The organism is Mesorhizobium sp. WSM4311, from assembly GCF_002295115.1.
Lineage (GTDB): Bacteria > Pseudomonadota > Alphaproteobacteria > Rhizobiales > Rhizobiaceae > Mesorhizobium.
Genome location: NZ_NSFV01000004.1, coordinates 535271 through 561229 on the forward strand (window position 1 = coordinate 535271; position 25959 = coordinate 561229).

Sequence of the window (25959 nt, forward strand, 5' to 3'; positions counted from 1 at the left end):
AACTCTCGAAAGGAATTTTCCGCATGGGTGCAACCGTCAAGGTCGACAAGAACAATTTTCAGGCTGACGTGCTCAACGCCAACGTACCGGTGGTGGTCGATTTCTGGGCGGAATGGTGCGGCCCCTGCAAGCAGATCGCGCCGTCGCTTGAGGACATCGCTCTCGAACTCGGCAGCAAGATCAAGATCGCCAAGCTCAACATCGACGAGAATCCCGAGTTGGCCGCGCAGTTCGGCGTGCGCTCGATCCCGACGCTGATGATCTTCAAGGGCGGTGAAGTGGCCGACATGAAGGTTGGCGCCGCGCCGAAGACCGCGCTGTCGCACTGGATCAATGGCAGCCTCTGATCCGACTGAATTTCCCGATATCAAAAGCCCGGCCATCGCGCCGGGCTTTTTGTTGGCGCCATCGGCTAGTCCGCTCTGGCCCTCACATCGGGGCACGCCATGTCTTCTGCTGGCAGCAGAAGCAGGAGAGCGACATGACCGGATCCGCCAAGGCCACCATCTTCATCGACAATGAGCGCGTCATCGTCACCGAATACCGCTTCCAGCCCGGCGACAACACCGGCTGGCATCGCCATGGCCACGACTATGTCGTGGTGCCGCTGATGGACGGCAAGCTGAAGTTGGTGACCAAGGACGGCGAGACCTTCGCCGAGATGAAGAAAGGCGCGCCCTATTTCCGCAAGGTGGGTGTGGAACACGACGTCATCAGCGCCAACGACGGCGAATATGCCTTTATCGAGATCGAGCTGAAGTGAAAGGGCTCACCGCGCATGAGATGGCACGCCATCAAGTGCCATCTTGATGGCAGAGGCGAGTCGGCTTATATTTCTCTTCCAAAGGGAGTTTTGAAATGGCCGAACCACAGCTCTCAGTCCGCAGCGCGAAAGCACGTGACCTGGCTCATAGGCTTGCTCGTCGCGAGAACCGCTCGATAGCCGACGTGGTCGAACGCGCGCTTGAATCCTACGAGATTCGTGAAGCTGGCCGCGAACCCGCCTCCACCTTCTATGCGAGCCTGACCGCAAGCAGTGGCGTTGACATCGATCTGGAGAAAGTTATTCGCGGGGGTCGCGAGCCTCATTCCGGGATTGAGCTTTGATTTTCGTCGATACCAACGTGATTTCGGAGTCTCTGAAGAAGACGCCGGATCCAGCCGTGCTGGCGTGGCTTGTCCGCAATGACGCCGAACTGGCCCTTCCCACGGTGACGATTGCTGAAATCGCCTTCGGTATTCAAAAGATACGACCTGACGAGCGTGCGGATCGGCTGGAACAGGGACTTTCCCGATGGCGGCATCGATTTGCCGACCGGATTTTTGGACTGACGGAAGAGGCTGCCCTGGCTTACGGCGAGATCATGGGGGCCGCGACGCGCCAAGGTCGCGGCATGTCGGCTCCCGACGGCATGATCGCGGCGATAGCGCGCGTGAATGGAGGCCGGCTGGCAACGCGCAATCTCAACGACTTCGCTCCGGCCAAGCTTGAGCTGGTCTCGCCTTGGGATTTCTAGAGCATGTCTGTCACCAGTCGGCGATGCGGTCGCCGCCGATGAACTGCGCGCTTTTGTCGGTGTATTCGAACAGCTCGATCTTCACGCCGTTGGGATCGCGGATCCAGGCCTGAAAGGTGTCGTCGCAGGCGTGCTTCTTCGCGGTCACGTCGATGCCCTTCGACTTGATATGGGCGATCGCGGCGTCGATGTCTTCGACTTCCAGGCAGAAATGGTTGATCTGGTTGAGTTCGCTGTAGGTGGCGGCATCCTTCTGGAACACCTCGACATGGCTGCGGCCGCCGCAGTCGAGGTAGAAGCCGAAAATCTCGCCGTCACGCAGGAAATTGAACCGCGTGTCCATGCCGAGCACGTCGCGGTAGAAACTGCGCGTCGCTTCCAGGTCATGGGCGAAAATGCAGACATGGGCGAGCTGCTTTATCTTGATCATCACGGGCTCCCTGCGCCGGTCATCAAGCGCTCACGTCGGCGGCGTGCCATTCTCGGCCAGCACCGCGCCGGCCAGATAAAGTGACCCGCCGATCAGGATGCGCGGCGGCGGGCCATCCCAGGTGTCGCGCAGCAGCATCAGCGCGTTGGCGACGGAACTCACCGGCTCGGCCGTCAGCCCGGCTTCCGTGGCGCGGACCGCCAGTTCGTCGTTCGGCACGCCCGCATCGCTCAGGCTCACCGGCACGGTGTAGACATGCCGGACGAGACCCTTGAAGGCGCGGAAATAGCCGCTCTGGTCCTTGGTGTTGATCATTCCCGAAATGATGAAGAGCGGGCGCGGGTTCTTTTCCTCCTGCTCGGCCAGCGCCTCGGCGACGACCACGCCGGCGCCCGGATTGTGGCCGCCGTCGAGCCAGATGTCGGCGCCCTTCGGCGCCAGATCCGTCAGCCGGCCCTGCATCAGTTTCTGCATGCGACCGGGCCAGGCGACGTGGGTCATCGCCTTTTCGGCGGCGCGGTGGCTGATCTCGAAGCCGGCCGCCTTGACCGCGGCGATCGCGGCGGCGGCATTGGCGAACTGGTGGCGCCCGGGCAGACGCGGCGGCGGCAAATCCATCAACCCATCCTCGTCCTGATAGACCATGCGGCCGTTTTCCTCGAAGGCGAGGAAATCCTGGCCGTAGACGAAGGTCGGGCACTCCAGCCGCTCGGCGGTCTCGATCAGCACCTGCAGCGCCGTCTCGCTTTCCTGCGCGCCGATCACCACCGGGCAACCGCGCTTCACGATGCCGGCCTTTTCGGCGGCGATCAGTTCGACACGGTCGCCAAGATAGGCTTCGTGGTCCATCGACACCGGCATGATCACCGAGACGGCGGGCCTGGCGACGACATTGGTGGCGTCGAAGCGGCCACCGAGGCCCACCTCGATGATGGCGGCTTCGGCCGGATGTTCGGAAAACAGGATGAAGGTGACGGCGGTGAGTATCTCGAAGACGGTGATTTTCTGACCGTCATTGGCCTTGGCGACGCGGGCAATGGCTTCGGCGAAGACATCGTCATCGACCAGCCTGCCGCCGCCTTCGGCGGCCAGCCGGTAGCGCTCGGCCCAGTTCACCAGATGCGGCGACGTGTGGACATGGACAAGGTGGCCAGCGGCTTCGAGCAGCGCACGCGAAAAGGCGGCGCAGGAACCCTTGCCGTTGGTGCCGGCGATGTGGATGACCGGCGGCAGCAGATCCTGCGGATTGCCAAGCCGCTCCAGGAGCCGCGTGATGCGGTCGAGCGAAAGGTCGAAACCTTTCGGATGAAGCGCCATCAGGGCTTCGATTTCGCGGTCGGCGGCAAGCGTTGTCATCGCAGAATCCCGGCGCATGGCCCGAGCACCAGAATCAATCCCGGAATGGCCATGGCAATCAAAAGGCTACAGCGCGCCATGGACATGGCGCAATCGCTGTTCGCGGCGGCCAACGCCGCGTTATGCATGTCGTTTTCCCAAAACCGAGGTCATTTTTGGGCGACATGCACAGTGTCGCGTCAGGCTTGCGGCCTGGTTTCGGCGGCAACGACCGCGGGCGGCAGAATTTCCGGCTCCAGCGGCTTTTGCTCGCCCGGCATCTTGAGCAGCATCTTCAACAGCCGCGCGATCGTTTGGCGCATCTCCAGCCGCGACACCACCATGTCGACCATGCCGTGCTCCATCAGGTATTCGGAGCGCTGGAAGCCGTCCGGCAGTTTCTCGCGGATGGTCTGTTCAATGACGCGCGGCCCGGCAAAGCCGATCAGCGCGCCGGGTTCGGCGATGTGCACGTCGCCCAGCATGGCGTAGGAGGCGGTGACGCCGCCAGTGGTCGGGTTGGTCAGCACAACGATATAGGGAAGGCCGGCTTCCTTCAGCCGGTCGACACCGACCGTGGTACGCGGCAGCTGCATCAGGGACAAAATACCTTCCTGCATGCGGGCGCCGCCGGAAGCGGCGAACAGGATCAGCGGCCGCTTGCGCTGCAGGGCGACTTCGAAACCGTGCACGATGGCGTCACCCGCGGCCATGCCGAGCGAGCCGCCCATGAAGGCGAAGTCCTGCACGGTCACCACCACCGGCAGGCCTTCGACGGTTCCCAGCGCATTGATGATCGCGTCTTCCAGGCCTGTCTTGGCCTTGGCGTCCTTCAGCCGGTCGGTATAGCGCTTCTCGTCGCGGAATTTCAGCGGATCCTGCGTGACCTTGGGGTTGTCCAGGGCCTCGTATTTGCCGTCGTCGAAAAAGAACTTCAGCCGCTCCTTGGCCGAAATCTTCATGTGATGGCCGGAAGACGGGATGACGAACTGATTGGATTCCAGATCCTTGTGGAACACCATTTCGCCGGTCTCGGGATCCTTGATCCAGAGATTCTCGGGCATGTCGGTGCGCCGGCCGAGCATCGAATTGATCTTCGGGCGAACGTAATTGGTGATCCAGTTCATCGCTTCGGCTCCTGTCCTGACGAAGACGTAGGAAAACTATTCGGCGGCAGCAAGGCGGGCCGAACGCACGCCTTGCGCCAGGCCGCTGACCAGCGTGGCGACGGCCTCGGCCGGGTCGGCGGTCTTTTCGCCCTTCGGTCCCAGCACATTGGCGACCGCATTGACGATGGCCGTGCCGACGACGACGCCATCGGCATTGGCGCCGATGACACGCGCCTGCTCGGCGGTCTTGACGCCGAAGCCGACGCAGACCGGCAGATCGGTATGGCCCTTGATACGGTTGACGGCGGCGGCCACCTTGCCGGTGTCGGCCAGCGCCGAGCCGGTAATGCCGGTCATCGAGACATAGTAGACGAAGCCCGACGTGTTCTGCAGCACCTTGGGTAGGCGCTTGTCGTCGGTGGTCGGCGTCGCCAGGCGGATGAAGTTGATGCCGGCCTTCAGCGCCGGAATGCAAAGCTCCTCGTCCATTTCCGGCGGCAGGTCGACGACGATCAGCCCGTCGATGCCGCTGGCCAGAGCGTCTTTCAGGAAGCGGTCGACGCCGTAGATATAGATCGGGTTGTAGTAGCCCATCAGCACGATCGGCGTTTCATTGTCGCCGGCGCGGAACTCGGACGCCATCTTCAGCGTCTTGACCAGCGTCTGGCCGCCTTTCAGCGCCCGCAGGCCCGCCGCCTGGATCGCCGGGCCGTCGGCCATCGGATCGGAAAACGGCATGCCGAGTTCGATGATGTCGGAGCCGGCGCCGGGCAGCGCCTTCATGATCGACAGCGAGGTGTCGTAGTCGGGGTCGCCGCCCATGAAATAGGTGACGAGCGCCGGGCGGCCCTCGGTCTTCAGCTTCGCCATGCGGCGGTCGATGCGGGTCGTCATGACTGGCCCTTTGGACGAATTTTGCTCATAGTCAACTCCCAAATCGAAACTGTCCAAAGGGCCTAGATCTCCATGCCCAGCATCGAGGCCACCGTGTGCACGTCCTTGTCGCCACGGCCGGACAGGTTGACGATGACGATCTGGTCCTTGTCCATGGCGGGCACGATCTTCACCGCATGAGCGATGGCGTGCGCGGATTCCAGTGCCGGGATGATGCCTTCGACGCGGGTCGTCAGCTTGAAGGCTTCCAGCGCCTCATCGTCGAGGATCGGCACGTATTCGACGCGGCCGGAGTCGCGCAGCCAGGAATGCTCCGGGCCGACGCCGGGATAGTCGAGGCCGGCCGAGATCGAATGGCCGTCCATGATCTGGCCGTCGGCGTTCTGCAGGAGATAGGTGCGGTTGCCGTGCAGCACGCCTGGCGAACCGGCATTCATCGAGGCGCAGTGTTCGATGCCGTCGAGACCGCGCCCGCCCGCCTCGATGCCGATGATGCGCACATCCTTGTCGTCGAGGAAGGGATGGAACAGGCCGATGGCGTTCGAGCCGCCGCCGACAGCGGCGATGATGGTGTCGGGCAGCCGGCCTTCCTGTTCGAGGATTTGCGCGCGTGCCTCGGTGCCGATCACCGACTGGAAGTCGCGCACCAGTTCCGGATAGGGATGCGGGCCGGCGGCGGTGCCGATCAGGTAATAGGTGTCCTCGACATTGGTGACCCAATCGCGAAGGGCTTCGTTCATGGCGTCCTTCAGCGTTCCGTGGCCGGCGGTGACCGGCCGCACTTCGGCGCCGAGCAGCTTCATGCGGAACACGTTCGGGCTTTGCCGGGCAACGTCGGTGGCGCCCATATAGACGACGCAAGGGTAGCCGAAGCGCGCGGCGACGGTGGCGGATGCCACGCCATGCTGGCCGGCGCCGGTCTCGGCGATGATGCGCTTCTTGCCCATGCGCTTGGCCAGCAGGATCTGGCCGAGGCAGTTGTTGATCTTGTGCGAGCCGGTATGGTTCAGGTCCTCGCGCTTGAAATAGACTTTTGCACCACCGAGATGCTTCGTGAGACCCTCGGCGAAATACAGCTTCGACGGCCGTCCGGCATAATGGGTCGAAAGATCGGTCAGCTCAGCCCTGAAGTCCGGATCGTTCTTGACCTCGTTCCAGTGCCGCTCGAGGTCGAGGATCAGCGGCATCAGCGTTTCGGCGACGAAACGACCGCCGAAAATGCCGAACATGCCCTGTTCGTCGGGTCCGGTGCGGAAGGAATTGGGTGTCGCCGGCTGATCCATCGCCGATCTCCTAAATCTTATGTTTTGAGCATGTCCTTATCGGAAAACCGGATTCCACTTTTCCGGGACATGCTGCCTATCAAGTTCTAGAGCATGTCCTTATCGGAAAACCGGATTCCACTTTTCCGGGACATGCTCTGGTTGGAACCACGCTCAGGCGGCGCGGTCGTCGCGTGCTGCCCGGACGGCCCGGAAAAATTGTTCGATCAACGCCGGATCCTTGACGCCCGGCGCGCTTTCCACACCGGAGGAAATGTCTATTCCGGGCGGGTTCGCAAGCCGAAGGGCATCGCCGATATTGGCGGCGTTGAGCCCACCGGAAAGCATGTAATCGACGCCGGCGTCAAGGCCGGCAAGGATGCGCCAGTCGAAGGCGACGCCATTGCCACCCGGCAGTTCGGAGCCTTTCGGCGGCTTGGCATCGAACAGGAAGCGGTCGGCGACGCCGATGAACGGCTTGATCCGGTCGAGATCGGCTGTCTCGCTGAGCGGCAGCGCTTTCATCACCGGCAAGCCATAACGGGCTTTCAGTTCGGCCACCCGTTCGGGCTGTTCCGAGCCGTGCAGCTGCAACATGTCGGGCTGCATGGCCGTGACGATCGCGTCCAGGAAGGCGTCGCTGGCGTCGACTGTGACAGCAACCGCCAAGGCCTTGCCGCGCGCCGCTTCGCGCAGCCGCCCGGCTTCCGCCGGCTCGACATAACGCGGGCTTTTCGCAAAGAAGATAAAGCCGACATGACTGGCGCCGCCGGCGAGCGCCGCGGCCATTGCCTGGTCGGTCTTCAAGCCGCAGATTTTGATGTCGAGCGCCATGGCGCGGGAATTGGCATGAAATCGAGACAGAGTCGAGAAAAAGCATACCGTTTGCCGCCAAGCCCAAAGGCGCTACCTAATGATGGACGGGATTAATTGGCAGGATGCAGGGCGGGAGAACGATCATGGCCGACAGAACGGTTACGGAACTGAAGCAGAAGATCGCGCAGGCGCGCGAAGTCATCGCCCATCTGATGGACAAGGCCGCCTTCAACGGCGCCGAGGCGCATCGGGCGCTCGATTATTTCGGCAGCGATGAATTCGATCGGAATTTCCTGCCCTGGCCGCATCATGGCGATGAAGGGCTGCGGCCGGAGGAACTGAATGCAGCCAATGACGATTGAGTAGAGCGCCCCTGATTTCCGTCATCCTAGCTAGAGCGGAGCGACGCGAAGCGCGGCGCAGATCTTAGGATGACGAATCGGAGGTGGCCCCGCCAGTCTCCCGCACCTATACCAGCGGCGGCGGCCTTCTTCGCACTGCCAACATCCGCGCCTATTCAAACATGATCGCCTGCAGCGCGCCGCCATTGCGCTTCAGCCAGTCCTTGCAGCGGTCGGTGTCGGGGCAGAGTTTTTCGCACAGCTTCCAGAATTTCGGGCCGTGGTTCATCTCCTTGAGATGCGCGACCTCGTGCGCGACGAGGTAATTTATAACAGGCTGCGGCGCCATCATGATGCGCCAGGAGAAGGAGAGATTGCCCTCCGAGGTGCACGAGCCCCAGCGGCTGGACGTGTCCTTGTAGCGGATCGCCTTGGCCCGCTTGCCGAGCGCCTCGGTGTGTTTGATCACCAGCTTCTCGATCTCCTTCTTGGCCTCACGCTTCAAGAAGTCGGCGATGCGGCGCGGCAGATGCACACGGTCACCATGAACGATCAGCAGCGGGCCGCGCTCGTCACGCGATACCGTCACGGTGCCGCGCTTCGACGGTTCATGGACGATACGGTGCGGCACGCCGCGGATCGGGATCTTGATGCCCGGCCGCACTTGCGGGCGCGTCGGCACCTTGGCCAGCCGCTGCTCCAGCCAGTCCTGATGGCGGTCCAGGAACCTGTCCACCTCGCCGCGGCGCAGGCCGGGCGGCACGGTGATGCGCAGGCCCTGGCCGCCGGAATCGATGCGCAGCGTCAGGCGCCGTGCGCGGGCGCTCTCGACGATCTTGAGCGGCAGCGTGCGACCGGCGACGCAATGTTCGCGCTCCACGACTGGCGTGGCCTTGGGCTTCGTCAGATTGCGGAAGAATCCGATGGTCATGGCGGGACGATACGCGATTCGAGAAAAACGACTAGAACAAAAAAGAAACGGCGCCGCTCGCGCGACGCCGTTTTTTCACGATCGGGCCTGCCCTACAGCGCCGCGCGTTCTCCGGGACGCACAGAGGACGCTGTAGCACTTCAAGTCGGCGCATGACCTTTTCCGAAAACCGGTTCCGGTTTTCGGGGCCATGCGCTCGGCCTCAGTCGTCAAGCAGGTTCGAGCCCTTGCCACGCTTGGTGGGGGTCGTGCCGGTGCTCGGATCGGTCTTCGCCGGAGCGGTCGACTTGTTACGCTTCGCCATGAAGCGGTCGAACTCGTCCTGATCCTTGGCGCGACGCAGTTCGCGGGCATAGTCGTCGAACTCGGTCAGCATGTCGTCGAGCTTGCGGCGTTCCTCGGCGAGCCGCTCAAGCTCCTTTTCGCGCCAGTCGTCGAAAGCGACGTTGCCGGTGCGGGCGGAGCCATTGCCCCAGCGCGCGGCCTTGTCGGAACCGCGGCGGCAGCCGGCGAAGATGCCGTCGGTCGCACGGTTGACGTCACGCTTGAAGCCGTCGAGCCGGTCACCCCAGATGATGTAGGCGAGCATGGCGAAGCCGAGCGGCCAGAACACCATGAAGCCGATCACCATCAACGCGATGGTTGCCGGCGTCCAGGCCGGGCGGATCAATGCAGATGTGTTCATTTTCTCCCATTCCTTCGGTTGGAGACAGCCAAGACCGGCTGCGTGGAATCGAAATGGGAAGGCAAAAACGGCGATTCAAGAGAATATCCGCCAAAACCGGACAAGGGCCTGAAATGATTATCGCTTTTTGAGACTGTCGAGGAAAAGCACGACCAGCCCGGTGATGAGGCCCCAAAATGCAGCGCCGACGCCGAACAGCGTCAACCCCGAAGCGGTGACGACGAAGGTGACGGTGGCGGCCATGCGATCGCCCTCGTGCTTCAGTGCGATCGCCAGCGCATTGGCGAGCGAGGCCATCAGCGCCAGACCCGCCACCAGCACGATCAGGCTTTGCGGCAGGACGGCGAATATCGCCACCAGCGAGGCGCCGAAAATCGCGAAGATGAGATAGGCGAGCGCATAAAAGGGGCCGGTCTTCCAGCGCTCGGCGGGGTCGGGATGGACGTCTGGCCCGGTGCAGATCGCCGCCGAAATCGCCGCCAAATTGGTCGTCGAGCCACCGAATGACGCCGACAACAGGGAAAACAGTCCGGTGACGCCGATCAGCGGCCCGGGTTCGGGATGGTAGCCGGCGGCGCGCAGCACGGCCAGCCCGGAGAGGTTCTGAGAGGCCATGGTGACGAGATAAAGCGGCAGCGCCAGGCCGATCATCGCCTTGGCGGTGAAATCAGGCGCGATCAGCGTCAGCGTCGACAGTTCCGGTGTCGGCAGGCCGCCGACACGGCCGGTGAGAAATGCGGCGAGACCGCCGCCGACCAGCACCGATAGCACCGACAGCGCCGGGTGGAACACGCGGATCAAGAAGAAGGCCGCGATCAGCGGCAGGATCAGCCAGGGGTCGACGGGAACGGTCTTGACCGCATTGAGGGCGAAGGTGACGACGATGCCGCCCAGCATGCCGGAAGCGACCGAGGGCGGTATCCTGGAGATCAATTGCGTCAGGGGCCGGAACAGGCCGGTCGCGATCAGCAGGATGGCGGTGGCGATGAAGGCGGCGACGGCCTCGCCGATTGAAAAGCCGGTCGACGCCGCCATCAGCGCCAGGCCTGGTGTCGACCAGGCGGTGATGACAGGCATTTTCGTGCGCCACGACAGCCACAGGCTCTCGATCGCCATGGCCAGGCAAATGGCCGTCACCCAGCTTGCCGTCTGAATTTGCGACGCGCCGACCGCGTGGGCGGCGGCGATGACGATGGCCAGCGTGCCGCCGAAGCCGACGATTGCCGCGACGAAGGCCGAGATCGGAATGGAAAGGCGCATCGTCACTTGCCCCGCCCGGCCATGTCGCCGACCGCCCGCACCAGCATGTCGAGATCCTGCGGCCGCGACAGGCGGTGATCGCCGTCCGGAATGAGCGACAGCGTGACATCGTCGGCCGGCAGCAGGCTGACCAGTTTCAGCGCGTGGCTCGACGGTACGTCCGGATCGGCCAGTCCCTGCAGAATGTGGACCGGGCAATGCGTGTCGATCGGACCGGTCATTACCCGGTTGGCGCGCCCGTCCTCGATCAAAGCGCGTGTATAGATGTAGGGCTCGGCTGAATAATCGGAGGGCTCGGCGAAGAAACCCTTCTCGGCGAGGTCACGCTTTTGCGCCTCGGTCAGCGCCGGTTCGACCAGATCAGAAGTAAAATCCGGCGCCGGCGCCAGCAGCACCAGGCCGACGACGCTTGCGTCGCCCGCCTTGCGCAATTCCTGCACCATGCGCAGCGCGATCCAGGCGCCCATCGACGAGCCGACCAGGATCTGATTGCCCTTGGCAAACTTCCGGAACACAACAAGGCTTTGCGAAAGCCATGTCGAAATCGTACCGTCGGCAAAGGCGCCGCCGGATTCGCCGTGGCCGGAATAGTCATGGCGCAGGAAGGCGCGGCCCTCTTTCGCCGCCCAGTCAGACAGCGTCTGCGCTTTCGTGCCCAGCATGTCCGACTTGTAGCCGCCGAGCCAGACGATGCCGGGCACGGCGCCTGTCGTATGGCGCACCGCTATGCGCGATCCATCGACGTTGAGAAAGGTCGGGGGGAGAAAGGTTGGGGGCGTGACGGTCATGGCTTTTTCCTCAGGCCCCTCTTCTGGCTCGGGCTCTTGTGGCACAGCCAATGGCGTGGCGAAAAGTGCTCGCGCTGCTTCTTTGTTTGGTGCAGGCGGTGATCAGGGTGATTTTCTGTCAACGCTGTGCTATTGACTCCGCCCGCGCGCTCACCACATTGGCGCGTCCACGCATCAAGACTGACAAATCCTGAACGAAACGGCCAAGGAGACCACGACCATTCGCAGACCTTTCAAAGCAGCGGCGCCAACCAAGGATGGGCCGCGCTCCAACCGTGACATCCGGGTTCCCCGGGTCCAGCTTATCGACGCCGAAGGCCAGAACCGCGGCGATGTTTCCATCAACGACGCATTGCTGCTCGCCGAAGAGGCCGGGCTCGATCTCGTTGAGATATCGCCCAATGCGGTGCCGCCCGTCGTAAAGATCCTCGATCTCGGCAAGTTGAAGTACGCCAACCAGAAGAAGGCGGCCGAGGCGCGCAAGAATCAGAAGGTCATCGAGATCAAGGAGATCAAGATGCGCCCGAACATCGACAGCCATGACTACGAGACCAAGATGAAGGCGGTGCGCCGCTTCTTCGAGGAAGGCGACAAGGTCAAGCTGACGCTGCGTTTCCGCGGCCGCGAGATGGCGCATATGGAACTCGGCATGCAGCTTCTGAACAAGGTGCGCGAGGAAGTGGCGACCATCGCCAAGGTCGAGGCGGAGCCGAAGCTCGAAGGCCGCCAGATGATGATGGTGCTGGCGCCGCGCTAAGGTGTGCTGAATATCAACACCTGAGATCACGATAAAGTCAGGCGCGACCAGCGCTCCAAATCCGCCTGAATTGTCTTGCAGAGCCTCCCGGCGATCGGCGGGACGCCTGTTTCTCGGCTAAAGCTGCGATCGCCGGCTTTGTTTTTATGCATGTCGTCCTCCCAAAACCGAACCCACTTTTGGGCGACATGCAATAGCTCCTCGACGATCGGATATCCCTTGGACAACGAACTCAAATACGGGCTGGGCAATTACCAGCAGATGCGTCGGCTGGTGCTTGCCGTGCTCGTGGCGGTGCTGTTTCTGGCGCTGCTGTTCGGTCAATCGACCTTCCCACCCGACACGCCTGTGCATGAAACAGTCGAGATGTTCGGCGTGCTGCTGATTTTCCTCGGCATCGTCGGCCGCCTTTGGGCCACGCTCTATATTGGCGGGCGCAAGTCCTCCGAGGTGGTGACGGGCGGGCCGTACTCGATCACCCGCAACCCGCTTTATGTGTTCTCGACCGTGGCCGCGGCCGGCGTCGGCGCGCAGATTGGTTCGTTCTCGGGCATTATCCTGTTCGCACTGCTATGCGCGGGGGCTTTCCACATCGTCATCCTGCGCGAAGAGAAATTCCTCAAGGAGGCACTTGGGGCGCCCTATCAGGCCTATCTGGAGAAGGTGCCGCGCTTCTTTCCGAAACTTTCCCTCTATCAGGAGGGCGACACCGGCAGCTTCAAGCCGCGCCTGCTGCTGACCACGCTGCTCGACGGCCTGGTGTTCCTGATCGCGCTGCCGGCCTTCGAACTGATCGACGGCGCGCAGCAGTCGGGCGTGCTGCCTGTGTGGTTTACGCTGCCTTGATCGGGACAGAGCGCCGCACGGCTTCAGGTGTTGCGTACAGGCCGGCTTTGACGTATAGGACCGCCGTTCAAGAAAACCGCCCGGCAGGGCATGCCGTGGCGGTTTCATTTGCTTTTCGGGCTTTGGTCGGCCCGGAGCGAACAAGAAGCGCGATAGTGCGCCAACAAGACGGAGTAGCAAAATGCCCAAGATGAAGACCAAGTCGGCCGCCAAGAAGCGGTTCAAGATCACAGGTACGGGTAAAGTCCTGTCGGCTGCGGCCGGCAAGCGTCACGGCATGATCAAGCGTTCCAACAAGTTCATTCGAAATGCCCGCGGCACGATGGTTCTGGCTGAACCGGATGGCAAGAAGGTCATCAAGAATTTTCTGCCGAACGGCCTCTGAGCATTCGGTCTGGACACGCATTAGTTTTACGCAATTCCGAACGGAAAACCGCAAGACACTTTTCCAGGAATTGCTTTTAAGGAGATCATGACATGGCACGCGTAAAAAGAGGCGTCACCTCGCACGCCAAGCACAAGAAGGTCCTGAAAGCCGCCAAGGGCTTCTACGGCCGTCGCAAGAACACCATCCGCATCGCCAAGCAGGCGGTGGAAAAGTCGCTGCAGTACGCCTACCGCGACCGCAAGAACCGCAAGCGCTCGTTCCGCGCGCTGTGGATCCAGCGCATCAACGCCGCGACCCACGAGCATGGCCTGACCTATGGCCGCTTCATCGACGGCCTCAACAAGGCCGGCATCGAGATCGATCGCAAGATCCTGTCCGACATGGCCATCCATGAGCCGCAGGCTTTCGCCGCGCTCGTGGCCAAGGCCAAGGTCGCGCTCGAATATCTGAAGAACACCACGCCGAACGCTTTTGAAAGCGCTGTCGCCTAAGACCAGCGCTTCCCAAGCATTCGCAATTCTGATTATGGGGAACCCGCGCTGGCACGGCTGGCGCGGGTTCTTTTTTGACCCTGATGTAACCAAAATGGTGACGACGAACCAAAATGGTGTCGGTCACCCTATCGAGAGAGCTTCACTGTGAACGCCACCGCTGGAAATCTTGAAGCCCTGGAAGATTCACTGCTGGCCGATATCGCATCTGCCGCCGATGAGCCGGCCATCGAGGCCGTGCGCATCGCCGCCTTCGGCAAGAAGGGCACCGTGTCCGAGATGCTGAAAACGCTTGGCGCCATGACCGCCGAGGAGCGCCAGCTCAAGGGGCCCGTCATCAACGGCCTCAAGAACCGCGTCACCGAGGCGCTGACGGCCCGCAAGGCCGAACTCAGGGATGTGGCGATCGCAGCACGTCTCGCCGCCGAGAAGGTCGACGTGACGCTGCCGGTGCGGCAGTCGCCGGCCGAGCGCGGCCGCATCCATCCGATCAGCCAGGTCATCGACGAGATCGCCGCAATCTTCGGCGATCTCGGCTTCGCCATCGCCGAAGGTCCCGATGTCGAGACCGACTACTACAATTTCACCGCGCTGAATTTCCCGGAAGGACATCCGGCGCGCGAGATGCACGACACCTTCTTCTTCCAGCCGGACGGGAAGGGTGAGCGCAAGCTGTTGCGCACGCACACCTCGCCCGTGCAGATCCGTACCATGGAGAAGCAGAAGCCGCCGATCCGCATCGTCATTCCGGGCAAGACCTACCGCCAGGATTCCGACGCCACGCACTCGCCGATGTTCCATCAGGTCGAGGGTCTGGTGATCGACAGATCAGCCAACGTCGCCAATATGAAGTGGGTGCTGGAGGAATTCTGCAAGGCGTTCTTCGAGGTGCCGTCGGTCAAGATGCGCTTCCGGCCGTCCTTCTTCCCGTTCACCGAGCCAAGCCTCGAGGTCGACATCCAATGCGACCGCTCACGGCCCGGCGAAGTGCGCTTCGGCGAAGGCTCCGACTGGATGGAGATCCTCGGCTGCGGCATGGTGCACCCCAATGTGCTGCGCGCCGGCGGGCTCGATCCCGACGAGTATCAGGGCTTTGCCTGGGGCATGGGCATCGACCGCATCGCCATGCTCAAATACGGCATGCCGGACCTGCGCGCCTTCTTCGACGCGGATGTGCGCTGGCTGTCGCATTACGGGTTCCGGCCCCTCGACATGCCGACGCTGTTCGGCGGCTTGAGCGCATGACAGCGCTCCCCATCGGCGGCTGCCGCTGCGGCGCCGTGCGGTTCGAGGCCTCGGCCGAGCCGCATCACGTCGGCTATTGCCATTGCGGCGATTGCCGGCGGGCCAGCGGCGCGCCGGTCTCGGCCTTTGTCGGCTTCCCGGCCGATAAAGTGGCGTTCACCGGCAAGGCGCTGATGATGTACGAGAACGGCCCGGTGACGCGCTCGTTTTGCGGCGTCTGCGGCTCGCCCATCGCCTATCTCGACGAGCGGCTGGCAGACGACATCTACTTCATGCTCGGCGCCATGGACGCGCCGGCCGATTTCAAGCCGACGCTGCATGCCTATGTCAGCGAGCAGCTTCCCTTCCTGCATATGTCCGACGATCTGCCGAGACATCTGAAATCAAGCGTCAAAAGACCAGACGGAACAGCCCCATGAAATTCACCCTCTCCTGGCTCAAGGATCATCTCGAGACCGACGCCACGCTCAACGTGATCGTTGAGCGGCTGACGTCGATCGGCCTCGAAGTCGAGCATGTCGACGACAAGTCGGGCCTGAAACCCTTCGTCATCGCCAAGGTGCTGACGGCGGTGCAGCACCCCGATGCCGACCGCCTGCGGGTGCTGACCGTCGATACCGGCGACGGCAAGCCCCCCGTCCAGGTCGTCTGCGGCGCGCCGAATGCCCGCGCCGGCCTGATCGGTGCTTTCGCCGCGCCCGGCACCTATGTGCCCGGCATCGACGTGACGCTGACGGTCGGCAAGATCCGCGGCGTCGAGAGCCATGGCATGATGTGTTCCGAGCGCGAGCTGGAACTGTCCGATGAGCACAACGGCATCATCGACCTGCCCGAGAACGCGCCGGTCGGCGCCAGCTTCGCGTCCTACGCCCATCTCGACGATCCGGTCATCGAGATCAACCTGACGCCGAACCGGCCGGATGCCACCAGCGTTTACGGCATTGCCAGGGATCTGGCGGCAAGCGGGCTCGGCACGCTGAAAAGCGCTGCGGTCGAAAAGATTGCCGGCAAGGGCCAGACGCCGGTCAAAGTGGTGATCGAGGCGCCGGAGCTTTGCCCGGGCTTCGCCTTGCGGCTGGTGCGCGGCGTCAAGAACGGCCCCTCGCCGAAATGGCTGCAGCAAAGGCTGATCGCCATTGGTCTCAGGCCGATCAGCGCGCTGGTCGACATGACCAACTACGTCACCTTCGATCGCGGCCGGCCGCTGCATGTGTTCGACGCCAGGAAGGTCGCCGGCAATCTCGTCGTGCGCCGCGCCAGGGACGGCGAGAAGGTGATGGCGCTGGACGGTCGCGAATACACGCTGACGCCCGACATGTGCGCCATCGCGGATGACAATGGCGTCGAATCCATCGCCGGCGTGATGGGCGGCGAGCATTCCGGCTGCGACGAGAACACGACGGACGTGCTGATCGAATCGGCGCTTTGGGATCCGATCACCACCGCCCGCACCGGCCGCACGCTCGGCCTCATCACCGATGCGCGCTACCGTTTCGAGCGCGGCGTCGACCCTGAATTCATGGTCCCCGGCATCGAGCTGGCGACGAGGCTGGTGCTCGATCTCTGCGGCGGTGAGCCGGCCGAGACCGAAGTCGTCGGTTATGCCGGCCACAAGCCCAAGATCGTCTCCTTCCCGCTGTCGGAAGTGACGCGGCTGACCGGCATCGAGGTGCCTGAGGCGGAAAGCCTCGACATCCTGTCGCGCCTCGGCTTCAAGCCGCAGGGTTCGGGCGATGTCGTCGATGTGGCGGTGCCGTCCTGGCGTCCCGATGTCGACGGCAAGGCCGACCTGGTCGAGGAGGTGATGCGCATCCACGGCGTCGACAACATCGCGCCGCAGCCGCTCGGCGCGCATGACGCGGTCAATTCGAAGATCCTGACCACGCTGCAGGTCCGCACCCGCACCGCCAAGCGCGCGCTTGCCGTGCGCGGCATGATGGAGGCCGTCACCTGGTCGTTCATCCCGGCTAAGCATGCCGAGCTGTTCGGCGGCGGCCAGAAGGCGCTGAAGCTTGCCAACCCGATCGCCGCCGACATGTCCGACATGCGGCCGTCGCTGCTGCCGGGGCTGATCGCCGCCGCGCAGCGCAATGCCGACAAGGGCATTGGCGATGTCGCGCTGTTCGAGGTGTCGGGCACCTATGAGGGCGACGGCGCCGACCAGCAGCGGCGCGTCGCCGCCGGCGTGCGCCGCGGCACCGCCAAGCTCGACGGCTCGGGCCGCAGCTGGGCCGGCAATTCCGGCCCCGTCGGCGTGTTCGACGCCAAGGCCGATGCGATCGCGGCGCTCGAAGCCTGCGGCGCGCCGGTCGAGCGGCTGCAGATCGAGGCGGGCGGTCCAGCCTGGTACCATCCCGGCCGGTCCGGCACGATCAAGCTCGGGCCGAAGACCGTGCTCGGCACGTTCGGCGAATTCCATCCCAAGACGATGGAAGGGCTCGACGTTTCCGGCCCGCTCTGCGGCTTCGAAGTGTTCGTCGACGCCGTGCCGGAGCCGAAAGCCAAGCCGACGAAGACCAAGCCGAAGCTGGAACTCTCCGCCTTCCAGGCGGTGAAGCGCGACTTCGCCTTCGTCGTCGACAAAGCGATCGAGGCCGGCGCGCTGGTGCGCGCAGCACTTGCCGCCGACAAGAAGCTGATCACAGCCGTCACGGTCTTCGACATTTTCGAAGGAGCGTCGCTCGGCGCCGACAAAAAATCGATCGCCATCGAAGTGTCGATCCAGCCGGTCGAGAAGACGCTGACCGACGAGGATTTCGAGGCGCTGGCCAAGCGCATCGTCGAGAATGTCGGCAAGCAGACGGGTGGCGTGCTGCGCGGCTGAAGCAATTCCAGGAAAAGTGCTTGGCGGTTTTCCGTCCGGAATTGCGCAGAAACCACGGCTTGCGGGCAGATGGCGAATCGTCCTCCAAAGGGCGATGGGCCATCTGCGCTATTCCGGGCTGCCGTTCGAAGCACAGCGCGCGGCGTTCCTCGACATCATCTTGGGGGACCCGCTCGTCCATGAGGCGCTGGCGCGGGCCCGCACGCTTGAGCTGCCGGACTGGCTGGTGGTTTCTGGGGCGCTCTACAATACAGTCTGGAACCATCTGACCGGCAAGCCGTCGGGTTACGGCATCAAGGATGTCGACCTGTTCTATTTCGACGACAGCGACCTGTCCTATGAGGCCGAGGATGCTGTCATCCGCCGGGCGGCGCGGCATTTCGAGAGGCTGGCGCTGCCGGTCGAGGTGCGCAACCAGGCGCGGGTGCATCTGTGGTATCCGCAGAAATTCGGGCAGCCCTGCCCGCGCTATACGAGTTCCAGCGAACCCATCAGCTATTTTGCCTCGAAGACGCATGGGGTCGGGGTGCGCTACGATGCCGGCGGGCAGATGGAGCTGGTGGCGCCGTTCGGGCTTGATGACGTCTTCTCGTTTCGCATCACGCCGAACCGGGTGACGGACAACCAGCGAACGCATGAGGCGAAGGGCAAGCGGGCAAAGGAAAACTGGCCTGAGATTATTGTGGTGCCTTGGTGACTTAACCCTCCCCCTTGTGAGGAGGGTCGATCCGCGCAGCGGATCGGGGCGGGGTACTCGTAGGGCGCTCCCCCACCCCGTCTCGCTGCCTCCGCTTCGCTGCGGCCGCGAGCCGACCCTCCCCACAAGGGGGAGGGTGAAGGCTTACCCATTCACCAGAGCCAGCAGCTCCTCGGTGTAGCGCTTGCCGACCACCTTATCCGGCGACAGCGCATCGCCGATCGCCGCCACTTCGGCCGCGCTCAGTTCAATCCCGGCCGCCGCCGTGTTCTGCTCCAGGTGGCGGATTTTTCGCGCCCCCGGGATCGGTACGATGAAATCGCCCTGGTGCAGCACCCAGGCCAGCGCCAGCTGCGCCGAGGTCACGCCCTTTTCCGCCGCCATCCCTTCCAGCGTGGCGATGACCTTGGCATTGGCTTCCATGGCCTCGGCCTGGAAGCGCGGCAAGGTCCGGCGCCAGTCGCCATCGTCGAGCGTTTCGGGCCTGGCGATCTTGCCCGTCAAAAGACCACGGCCGAGCGGGCTGTAGGGAACGAAGCCGATGCCGAGTTCACGGCAAACGGCGAAGACCTCCTCTTCCGGGTCGCGGCTCCACAGCGAGTATTCGCTCTGCACGGCAGCGATCGGATGCACGGCATGCGCCCGGCGGATGGTCGCCGCACTTGCCTCCGACAGGCCGAGCGCGCGCACCTTGCCCTCGCGCACCAGCTCTGCCATGGCGCCGACCGTATCCTCGATCGGCACGTTGGGATCGACGCGGTGCTGGTAATAGAGGTCGATGACATCGGTGCCCAACCGCTTCAGCGAGGCCTCGGCCACCGCCTTGACGTGCTCGGGGCGGCTGTCGACGCCGGCCATGCGGTCGAGGCCGGTGCCTTCCTCCAGAATCTTGAAGCCGAATTTGGTGGCGATCGTCACTTTGTTCCGCACCGACTTCAGCGCCTTGCCGAGCAGGATCTCGTTCTCGTAAGGACCATAGACTTCCGCCGTGTCGAAGAAGTCGACGCCGATCTCGACGGCGCGGTGCAGCGTGGCGATCGCCTCTGCCTCCGGCTGGCCGCCATAGGCGAAGCTCATGCCCATGCAGCCGAGGCCGACGGGATAGACGTTCAATTCAGTTCCTAGCTTGCGGGCTTGCATCACGCGTCTCCTTGTTGTGATGCAGCAGAAATAGCGCCTTGCAGTCTGTTCGATAATCGGCTCTCATTTGTACGGGCTGTTCCAAGAAATAGATCAATGAACCGAGCACATCTTTCCCAACTTGCCGTGCTGGCAACCGTTGCCCAATGCGGCAGTTTTCGCGGCGCGGCCAGGGAATTGGCCATCGCGCCGTCGGCGGTCAGCCATGCGGTGTCCAGCCTGGAGGCACGGCTCGGCGTGCGGCTGCTGGCGCGCAGCACCCGCAGCGTCGCGCCGACGGAAGAGGGTGCGCAATTGCTGGAGCGGTTACGTCCTGCCCTTTCCGAAATCGACCTGGCGCTGGAGACGGCACTCGAGGCGCGCGACCGGCCGGCCGGGAATCTCCGGCTCAGCGTGCCGCGCACGGCGGCGCATCTGGTGCTGACGCCACGGCTCGGCGCCTTTGCCAAGGCCTATCCCGACATCGTGCTGGAGATCCTCATCGAGGATCGTTTCACCGATGTGGTGGAAGGCGGTTTCGACGCCGGCGTGCGGCTTGGCGAGAGCCTGCAGCGCGACATGATCGCGGTGCGTATCGGGCCGGACATTCGCGGCGCTGTGGTCGGCGCGCCATCCTATTTCGCGGCCATGCCGAGACCGCATCATCCGCGCGACCTTGCCGATCATCGCTGCATCCGCTTCCGCTTCTCCAGCGGCGTTCTCTATCGCTGGGAATTCGCGAAGGGCGGCGAGGAAATCGAGATCGCCGCGCAAGGGCCGCTGATCCTCGACGAGGATCATCTGATCGCGCAAGCAGCAATCGACGGCACCGGCCTCGCCTTCGTCTTCGAAGACTATGTCCGCGCGCCGCTGGCCGACGGCAGGCTGATCCGCGTGCTCGAGGACTGGTGCCCGCCCTTCGACGGGTTCTTCGTCTATTACCCCAGCCGCCGGCAGATGCGCCCGGCGCTCAGGGCATTTGTGGATTTCTTCAAGGTGAGCGGTTAGGCAACGTCCCTCACCCTCCCTCTCGGGGAGGGTCGGCTCGCAGTCGCAGCGAAGCGGCGAATGCGAGCGGGGTTGGGGGGTAGCGCCTACGAGGACCCCCACCCCGATCCGCTTTGCGGATCGACCCTCCCCACAAGGGGAGGGTGAGGAACGCCGGAAGAAAGCCGACCCGGCATTCGTTCACACGCCATGCAGACTTCAATCACAAACACGCCAACCCGCTACGGCTGGGCAACCATTCTCCTCCACTGGCTGATCGGCATCATCTTCATCGGGCAATTCGCCCTTGGCTTCGTCATGGTGCGGCTGACCAGCCAGCGCACCGCTTTCGAGCTGATTCAGCTGCACAAATCCCTGGGCTTTTTGCTGCTTGGCCTCATCATCCTGCGCATCGCCTGGCGGCTCGGCAATGCGACGCCGCCGCTGCCGGCTTCGGTCGGCGCGCTGGAGCGGCGAACGGCACCGCTGGCGCATCTGGCGCTCTATGCCTTCCAGATCGCCTTGCCCCTGTCCGGCTGGGCGCTGGTTTCGGTCTCGACGCTGGAAATCCCGACCATGCCGTTCAACCTGTTCGTGATGCCCAATCTGCCGCTCGCCGAATCCGATGCCGCCGAAAGCTTCTGGGCGGCCGCACACTGGTATCTCGCCTATGTGGGCATCGCACTGGTCGCGCTGCATATCGCGGCCGCACTGCGCCACCACTTCCTGCTTCACGACAGCGTGCTCACGCGCATGATCACGCCTTCGTCAGAAGGGGAATAGAGCGGGGACCTCCCGCGTTTGTGAGGTGAGGACGCCAAACGCGTTGCCTCCGGGAAAGGAACAATCCCATGCATGCGCGCATCCTTGGATTCGCGGCTTTTGTCGCATGCCTTGCCGTGCCCGCAGCCGCGGCGGTGGCGTTGAGCGACGCCGCCGGCAGCTACACGGTCAGCCCGGCAGGCTCCAGCATCCGTTTCACCATAGGCAAGGCCGGCGGCGGCGGCTTCGACGGCGCCTTCGCCCGCTTCAAGGGCACGATCCGCATCGACAATGGCGATGTCGGGCGCTCGAAGGTCGACCTTACCATCTATCCCGAAAGCGTCGGCACCGGCCAGAGCCGCATCGATGCCTTCCTGCGCTCCGACGCGGTGTTCGATGCGGCAAACAGCCCGGAGATCCAGTTCCGATCGACCAGCGTGACCCGCACCGGCGATACGTCAGCGCTTGTCACCGGCAGGCTGACGGCGCGCGGCAAGACGTTTGCGGAAAAGTTCACCGCCGAACTCGACGGCTTGAAGGGCGGCACAATCAAATTTCATGTCACCGGCAATGTGCTGCGGTCGCGCTACGGCATGGATGTCGGCACGCCGCTCTATTCCAACGTCGTCAACTTCGACATGACGCTGATGGGGAAGCGGGGCTGAGCTAGGGTCAGCCCCGGTCATTGGCTTTTCCGTCGATTTCGGGCAAACCTCGCCTGATGTAACCGACATGGAGAAGCGTGATGTTCCGATGGGGTGTGTTGTCGACGGCCAAGATCGGCCGCGAGCAGTTGTTGCCGGCAATCGTCGAGGCGGAGAACGGCGTGCTGTCGGCGATCGCCAGCCGCGACCTGTCGAAAGCCAAGGCCTTGGCCGAGCGCTTCGGCGCCCGCCACGCCTTTGGCTCCTATGAGGAACTCCTGGCCTCCAAGGATATTGACGGCGTCTATATCCCGCTGCCGACCTCGCAGCATGTCGAATGGACGGCGAAGGCGATCGAGGCGGGAAAACATGTGCTGGTCGAGAAGCCGCTCGCGCTTGACGCCAAGGATATTCTCCCCCTGATCAAGCTGCGCGATGCCAAGAAGGTGCTGGTCTGCGAGGCCTTCATGGTCATCTACCATCCGCAATGGATCAAGGTGCACGATCTCATCGCCAGCGGCGCCATCGGCCGGCTGCGCCATGTGCAAGGCGCGTTCTCCTACTACAATGTCGACCCCAACAACATGCGCAACCAGCTCGACCTCGGCGGCGGCGCGCTGCCCGACATCGGCGTCTACCCGACCGTGTCGACGCGCTTCTCGACCGGCAAGGAGCCTAGCCGCGTGCAGGCGACGATCGAGCGCGACAAGAAATTCGGCACCGACATCTACTCCTCGATCCGCGCCGATTTCGGCGATTTCGAACTGTCCTTCTATTTGTCGACGCAGATGGCTGCGCGTCAGGTGATGGTGTTCCACGGCGAGAAGGGTTTCATCGAGGTCTTTTCGCCCTTCAATGCCGGGCTCTACGATCATCACCGCGTCGAACTGCACAACCAGAACCACACCGAGGCGCAGGTGTTCCGCTTTCCCGGCACGCAGCAGTACCGGCTTGAGGTCGAGACTTTCGCGGGCGCGGCACAGGGCGGCAAGGAGCGTGTCTTCACGCTGGAGGAATCCGTGCTCAACCAGAAGGTCATCGACGCCATCTTCCGCGCCGGCGGCAAGGACGGCTGGGAGGCTGTCTAACTCTCCGCAATGAAGTGGCCGGCTGATTCTGGGAGGAAAAATGGCTGACGAAGCGGACGTGATCATTGTCGGCGCCGGCCTTGCCGGGCTGGTTGCCGCCGCCGAGCTTGCCGAGGCCGGCAAGAGGACCATCATCGTCGACCAGGAGCCGGAGCAGTCGCTGGGTGGCCAGGCATTCTGGTCGTTCGGCGGGCTTTTCCTCGTCGATTCCCCCGAGCAGCGGCGCATGCGCATCCGCGATTCGCATGATCTGGCGCTCGAGGACTGGATGGGCACCGCCGCTTTCGACCGGCCGGAGGATTTCTGGCCGCGCAGATGGGCGGAAGCCTATGTCGGTTTCGCCGCCGGCGAGAAACGCTCCTGGCTGCTGCAGCGCGGCCTGAAATTCTTTCCCGTGGTCGGCTGGGCCGAGCGCGGCGGCGGCAATGCCATCGGCCATGGCAATTCGGTGCCGCGCTTCCACATCACCTGGGGCACCGGCCCCGGCGTGCTCGAGCCGTTCGTGCAGCGCGTGCGCGAGGCGCAAAAGCGCGGATTGATCAGCTTCAAGTTCCGTCACAGGGTCAACGAATTGACGCGGACGGGCGCCGTGGTGACCGGCGTGCGCGGCGATATCCTCGAACCCAGCACCGTCGAGCGCGGCCACAAGAGCTCGCGTGACATATCGGGCGATTTCGAGCTGCATGCGCAAGCGGTGATCGTCGCCTCCGGCGGCATCGGCGGTAATCACCAGCTGGTGCGGGAAAACTGGCCGAAGCGCCTGGGCACGGCGCCGAAGCGCATGATCACCGGCGTGCCCGACCATGTCGACGGCCGCATGCTGGCGATCACGGAACAGGCCGGCGGCTCGATCATCAACCGTGACCGCATGTGGCACTATGTCGAGGGCATCAGGAACTGGGCGCCGATCTGGACCGAACACGCGATCCGCATCCTGCCCGGCCCGTCGTCGCTCTGGCTCGATGCCAGGGGAAAACGCCTGCCGGTACCGCTCTATCCCGGCTTCGACACACTGGGCACGCTCAGCCACATCATTCGCACCGGCTTCGACTATTCCTGGTTCATCCTGACCAGGAAGATCATCCAGAAGGAGTTCGCGCTGTCGGGTTCCGAACAGAACCCGGACCTGACCGGCAAGAGCTGGCGCCAGGTGCTCGGCCGCGCGACATCAGGCATTCCGGGTCCGGTGAAGGCCTTCATGGAGAAGGGCGAGGATTTCATCGTCGAGGCCGACCTTTCGAAGCTGGTGGCGCGCATGAACGCGCTGGCCGGCGGCGAGCCGCTGCTCGAGCTCGCGCAGGTGGAACGCGAGATCCGCGCCCGCGATCGCCAACTCGACAATCCGTTCTCCAAGGACATGCAGATCACCGCGCTGCGCGGCGCCCGGGTCTATCTCGGCGACAAGCTCATCCGCACGGCCAAGCCGCACAAGATGCTCGATCCGGCAAACGGCCCGCTGATCGCGGTGCGCCTCAACATCCTGACCCGCAAGACGCTGGGCGGCCTGCAGACCGATCTCGACAGCCGCGTGCTGGATGCGGATGGCCAGCCGGTCACAGGGCTCTATGCGGTGGGCGAAGCGGCCGGCTTCGGCGGCGGCGGCGTGCACGGCTATGCCGCACTGGAAGGCACGTTCCTCGGCGGCTGCATCTTCTCCGGCCGCAGCGCCGGCCGAGCGGCGGCCGGCTCTGTGGCGTGAAACGGCGATACCGTGGTGTCAGGCCCGTCGTGAGACGGGAAACGCTCACCAGAGCCAGGCGCCTCGTCCAAGCGCGGCCACCGCGTCGACAATCCGCGTGAAACTTTCGCGGGCGCGACCGACCGTGTGCCGGGCCCGGAGATAGCCGTGCACCAGACCCGGTTCCTCGAACCAGGTGGCTCTCCCGCCCGCCCCGACGATGCGGTCCCGATAGGCCTCGCCGTCCGAAGACAGCGGGTCACACTGCGCGGTGATCAGCACGGTCGGCGGCAGTTTGGCGAAGTCGGTATCGGCAAGCGGCGCCAGCGTCGCATCGCCGCTGCGATCCTGCCCGCCGGTGCGGATGTGCTTGTAGAATTCGAGATCGCGCATGGTCAGCATCGGCGCTTCGGCATGCGTAACATAGGAGCCCTTCGAGCGGTCGCCGCCAAGGCCGGGATAGATCAGCAACTGGCCCGCCGGCCGTTTCGCATGGCCGCGCGTGGCGTGGCCGACGGCGGCGCAGAGATTGCCGCCGGCGCTGTCGCCGCCAAGCAGGATGGGTCGGTCGCGCGTGGAAGCGGCCCATGCAAAGGCGCTCATCGCGTCGTCAAAGGCGGCCGGATGCAGATGCTCCGGTGCCAGCCGGTAATCGACGGAGACAATTTCGTAGGTGGTGCGGGCGCAGAGCTCGGCGCAAACGTCGTCATGGCTGTCCAGCCCGCCAAGAATGAAGCCGCCGCCGTGGATGTAGAGCACAGTCGCCGCCGGTTGCGGGGCGCTTCGGTAGATGCGGATCGGGATGTCGTGCGCGGGCGTAGCAATGGCCGAGGTTTCGACCGTCACACCCTGGGGATAGCCGGCAAAGAATTCCCGGCACATGCGGTCATAGATCTCGCGCTGCTGGGTGATCGTGTAATCGATCGTATCGGGCGGATAATAGGAATTGGTCCGCTCGATGAAGGCCCAGGTCTCGGCGTCGATGAGTTTTGTGTAGTCGGTCATGGAGCTCCTTTACCTCCCCCTTGATGCGGGAGAGCGCCGCGGAGCGGCGGGCGGCGCGCT

At 63.7% G+C, this 25959-nt stretch carries 30 protein-coding genes; 18 read left to right on the forward strand and 12 right to left on the reverse strand.

From position 1 onward, the window contains the following. Positions 1 to 23: 23 nt before the first annotated feature. The 4 genes from trxA (at position 24) to CK226_RS13335 (ending at position 1517) form a co-directional block, all read left to right on the forward strand. Entirely contained in the window at positions 24 to 347 is a 324-nt protein-coding gene (trxA, locus tag CK226_RS13320) for a thioredoxin (protein WP_095771535.1), read from the forward strand. A gap of 134 nt (positions 348 to 481) precedes the next feature. Then, positions 482 to 763, forward strand: coding sequence for a cupin domain-containing protein (locus tag CK226_RS13325; RefSeq protein WP_095792082.1), 282 nt, complete (start codon positions 482 to 484; stop codon positions 761 to 763). Positions 764 to 858: 95 nt separating this feature from the next. Continuing rightward, positions 859 to 1107, forward strand: coding sequence for a type II toxin-antitoxin system VapB family antitoxin (locus CK226_RS13330; protein ID WP_095771534.1), 249 nt, complete (start codon positions 859 to 861; stop codon positions 1105 to 1107). Then, positions 1104 to 1517: a type II toxin-antitoxin system VapC family toxin gene (locus CK226_RS13335; RefSeq protein WP_095771533.1), complete on the forward strand. Its 414-nt coding sequence runs from the start codon at positions 1104 to 1106 to the stop codon at positions 1515 to 1517. Before CK226_RS13330 ends, CK226_RS13335 begins: the two co-directional genes overlap by 4 nt. 10 nt (positions 1518 to 1527) lie before the next feature. Here the strand turns inward: CK226_RS13335 and CK226_RS13340 are convergent, their stop codons facing one another. From CK226_RS13340 to CK226_RS13365, 6 genes are all read right to left on the reverse strand, one after another. Continuing rightward, complete coding sequence (locus CK226_RS13340; RefSeq protein WP_095789410.1) at positions 1528 to 1947, reverse strand: VOC family protein; 420 nt, start codon at positions 1945 to 1947, stop codon at positions 1528 to 1530. Between the two features lie 30 nt (positions 1948 to 1977). Next, the gene (locus CK226_RS13345; RefSeq protein ID WP_095792083.1) at positions 1978 to 3303 is read right to left on the reverse strand and encodes a folylpolyglutamate synthase/dihydrofolate synthase family protein; all 1326 of its coding nucleotides are present in this window, start codon (positions 3301 to 3303) and stop codon (positions 1978 to 1980) included. Between the two features lie 179 nt (positions 3304 to 3482). Continuing rightward, entirely contained in the window at positions 3483 to 4409 is a 927-nt protein-coding gene (gene accD / locus CK226_RS13350) for an acetyl-CoA carboxylase, carboxyltransferase subunit beta (RefSeq protein ID WP_095792084.1), read from the reverse strand. 36 nt (positions 4410 to 4445) lie between these two features. Further along, positions 4446 to 5285 (reverse strand): tryptophan synthase subunit alpha, encoded by an 840-nt coding sequence (gene trpA / locus CK226_RS13355; protein WP_010912924.1) that lies wholly within the window; start codon positions 5283 to 5285, stop codon positions 4446 to 4448. 62 nt (positions 5286 to 5347) lie between these two features. Continuing rightward, on the reverse strand, positions 5348 to 6568 hold the full coding sequence (gene trpB, locus CK226_RS13360; RefSeq protein WP_095771529.1) for a tryptophan synthase subunit beta: 1221 nt from the start codon (positions 6566 to 6568) through the stop codon (positions 5348 to 5350). A 153-nt stretch (positions 6569 to 6721) separates the two neighbouring features. Beyond that, positions 6722 to 7381, reverse strand: a complete 660-nt coding sequence (locus CK226_RS13365; protein ID WP_095792085.1) for a phosphoribosylanthranilate isomerase — start codon at positions 7379 to 7381, stop codon at positions 6722 to 6724. 125 nt (positions 7382 to 7506) lie between these two features. On the opposite strand from CK226_RS13365, the gene CK226_RS13370 reads away from it, so the two are divergent. Continuing rightward, positions 7507 to 7725, forward strand: a complete 219-nt coding sequence (locus tag CK226_RS13370; RefSeq protein ID WP_095792086.1) for a hypothetical protein — start codon at positions 7507 to 7509, stop codon at positions 7723 to 7725. Positions 7726 to 7876: 151 nt separating this feature from the next. Here the strand turns inward: CK226_RS13370 and CK226_RS13375 are convergent, their stop codons facing one another. The 4 genes from CK226_RS13375 to CK226_RS13390 all read right to left on the reverse strand — a co-directional run bounded on the left by CK226_RS13375 (position 7877) and on the right by CK226_RS13390 (position 11368). After that, positions 7877 to 8635 (reverse strand): M48 family metallopeptidase, encoded by a 759-nt coding sequence (locus CK226_RS13375; protein WP_095792087.1) that lies wholly within the window; start codon positions 8633 to 8635, stop codon positions 7877 to 7879. A 202-nt stretch (positions 8636 to 8837) separates the two neighbouring features. Then, positions 8838 to 9320 (reverse strand): DUF2852 domain-containing protein, encoded by a 483-nt coding sequence (locus CK226_RS13380; protein WP_027047647.1) that lies wholly within the window; start codon positions 9318 to 9320, stop codon positions 8838 to 8840. 117 nt (positions 9321 to 9437) lie between these two features. After that, positions 9438 to 10580, reverse strand: coding sequence for a benzoate/H(+) symporter BenE family transporter (locus CK226_RS13385; RefSeq protein ID WP_095789405.1), 1143 nt, complete (start codon positions 10578 to 10580; stop codon positions 9438 to 9440). A 2-nt stretch (positions 10581 to 10582) separates the two neighbouring features. Continuing rightward, complete coding sequence (locus CK226_RS13390; RefSeq protein WP_095789404.1) at positions 10583 to 11368, reverse strand: alpha/beta hydrolase; 786 nt, start codon at positions 11366 to 11368, stop codon at positions 10583 to 10585. Positions 11369 to 11588: 220 nt separating this feature from the next. On the opposite strand from CK226_RS13390, the gene infC reads away from it, so the two are divergent. From infC to CK226_RS13435, 8 genes are all read left to right on the forward strand, one after another. Beyond that, on the forward strand, positions 11589 to 12125 hold the full coding sequence (gene infC / locus CK226_RS13395) for a translation initiation factor IF-3 (RefSeq protein ID WP_010912915.1): 537 nt from the start codon (positions 11589 to 11591) through the stop codon (positions 12123 to 12125). 219 nt (positions 12126 to 12344) lie between these two features. Further along, complete coding sequence (locus tag CK226_RS13405) at positions 12345 to 12971, forward strand: isoprenylcysteine carboxylmethyltransferase family protein (protein WP_095792089.1); 627 nt, start codon at positions 12345 to 12347, stop codon at positions 12969 to 12971. 181 nt (positions 12972 to 13152) lie between these two features. Further along, the gene (gene rpmI, locus CK226_RS13410) at positions 13153 to 13356 is read left to right on the forward strand and encodes a 50S ribosomal protein L35 (protein WP_006201248.1); all 204 of its coding nucleotides are present in this window, start codon (positions 13153 to 13155) and stop codon (positions 13354 to 13356) included. A gap of 92 nt (positions 13357 to 13448) precedes the next feature. Continuing rightward, the gene (gene rplT / locus CK226_RS13415) at positions 13449 to 13850 is read left to right on the forward strand and encodes a 50S ribosomal protein L20 (RefSeq protein ID WP_006201247.1); all 402 of its coding nucleotides are present in this window, start codon (positions 13449 to 13451) and stop codon (positions 13848 to 13850) included. A gap of 147 nt (positions 13851 to 13997) precedes the next feature. Next, positions 13998 to 15095, forward strand: coding sequence for a phenylalanine--tRNA ligase subunit alpha (gene pheS, locus CK226_RS13420; RefSeq protein ID WP_095792090.1), 1098 nt, complete (start codon positions 13998 to 14000; stop codon positions 15093 to 15095). Continuing rightward, positions 15092 to 15514 (forward strand): GFA family protein, encoded by a 423-nt coding sequence (locus CK226_RS13425; RefSeq protein WP_095792091.1) that lies wholly within the window; start codon positions 15092 to 15094, stop codon positions 15512 to 15514. Before pheS ends, CK226_RS13425 begins: the two co-directional genes overlap by 4 nt. Next, positions 15511 to 17919, forward strand: coding sequence for a phenylalanine--tRNA ligase subunit beta (pheT, locus tag CK226_RS13430; protein WP_095792092.1), 2409 nt, complete (start codon positions 15511 to 15513; stop codon positions 17917 to 17919). The genes CK226_RS13425 and pheT overlap by 4 nt, the downstream gene beginning before the upstream one ends. A 94-nt stretch (positions 17920 to 18013) precedes the next feature. Further along, entirely contained in the window at positions 18014 to 18616 is a 603-nt protein-coding gene (locus CK226_RS13435) for a nucleotidyltransferase family protein (protein ID WP_095792093.1), read from the forward strand. Between the two features lie 144 nt (positions 18617 to 18760). Here the strand turns inward: CK226_RS13435 and CK226_RS13440 are convergent, their stop codons facing one another. Next, entirely contained in the window at positions 18761 to 19756 is a 996-nt protein-coding gene (locus CK226_RS13440) for an aldo/keto reductase (protein WP_095792094.1), read from the reverse strand. A gap of 96 nt (positions 19757 to 19852) precedes the next feature. Here CK226_RS13440 and CK226_RS13445 point away from each other — a divergent pair, with 96 nt between their 5' ends. The 5 genes from CK226_RS13445 to CK226_RS13465 all read left to right on the forward strand — a co-directional run bounded on the left by CK226_RS13445 (position 19853) and on the right by CK226_RS13465 (position 24915). Continuing rightward, positions 19853 to 20743, forward strand: coding sequence for a LysR family transcriptional regulator (locus CK226_RS13445; protein ID WP_095771518.1), 891 nt, complete (start codon positions 19853 to 19855; stop codon positions 20741 to 20743). Positions 20744 to 20932: 189 nt separating this feature from the next. Further along, a complete protein-coding gene (locus tag CK226_RS13450; protein ID WP_095792095.1) occupies positions 20933 to 21505 on the forward strand; it encodes a cytochrome b in 573 nt (190 codons plus the stop codon). Positions 21506 to 21573: 68 nt separating this feature from the next. Further along, positions 21574 to 22149 (forward strand): YceI family protein, encoded by a 576-nt coding sequence (locus CK226_RS13455; RefSeq protein WP_095792096.1) that lies wholly within the window; start codon positions 21574 to 21576, stop codon positions 22147 to 22149. 80 nt (positions 22150 to 22229) lie between these two features. Beyond that, positions 22230 to 23216, forward strand: a complete 987-nt coding sequence (locus tag CK226_RS13460) for a Gfo/Idh/MocA family oxidoreductase (RefSeq protein WP_095792097.1) — start codon at positions 22230 to 22232, stop codon at positions 23214 to 23216. 40 nt (positions 23217 to 23256) lie between these two features. Beyond that, on the forward strand, positions 23257 to 24915 hold the full coding sequence (locus CK226_RS13465) for an FAD-binding dehydrogenase (protein WP_095792098.1): 1659 nt from the start codon (positions 23257 to 23259) through the stop codon (positions 24913 to 24915). A gap of 45 nt (positions 24916 to 24960) precedes the next feature. Here CK226_RS13465 and CK226_RS13470 read toward each other — a convergent pair whose 3' ends face one another. Then, the gene (locus tag CK226_RS13470; RefSeq protein WP_095792099.1) at positions 24961 to 25899 is read right to left on the reverse strand and encodes an alpha/beta hydrolase; all 939 of its coding nucleotides are present in this window, start codon (positions 25897 to 25899) and stop codon (positions 24961 to 24963) included. Between the last annotated feature and the right edge of the window lie 60 nt (positions 25900 to 25959).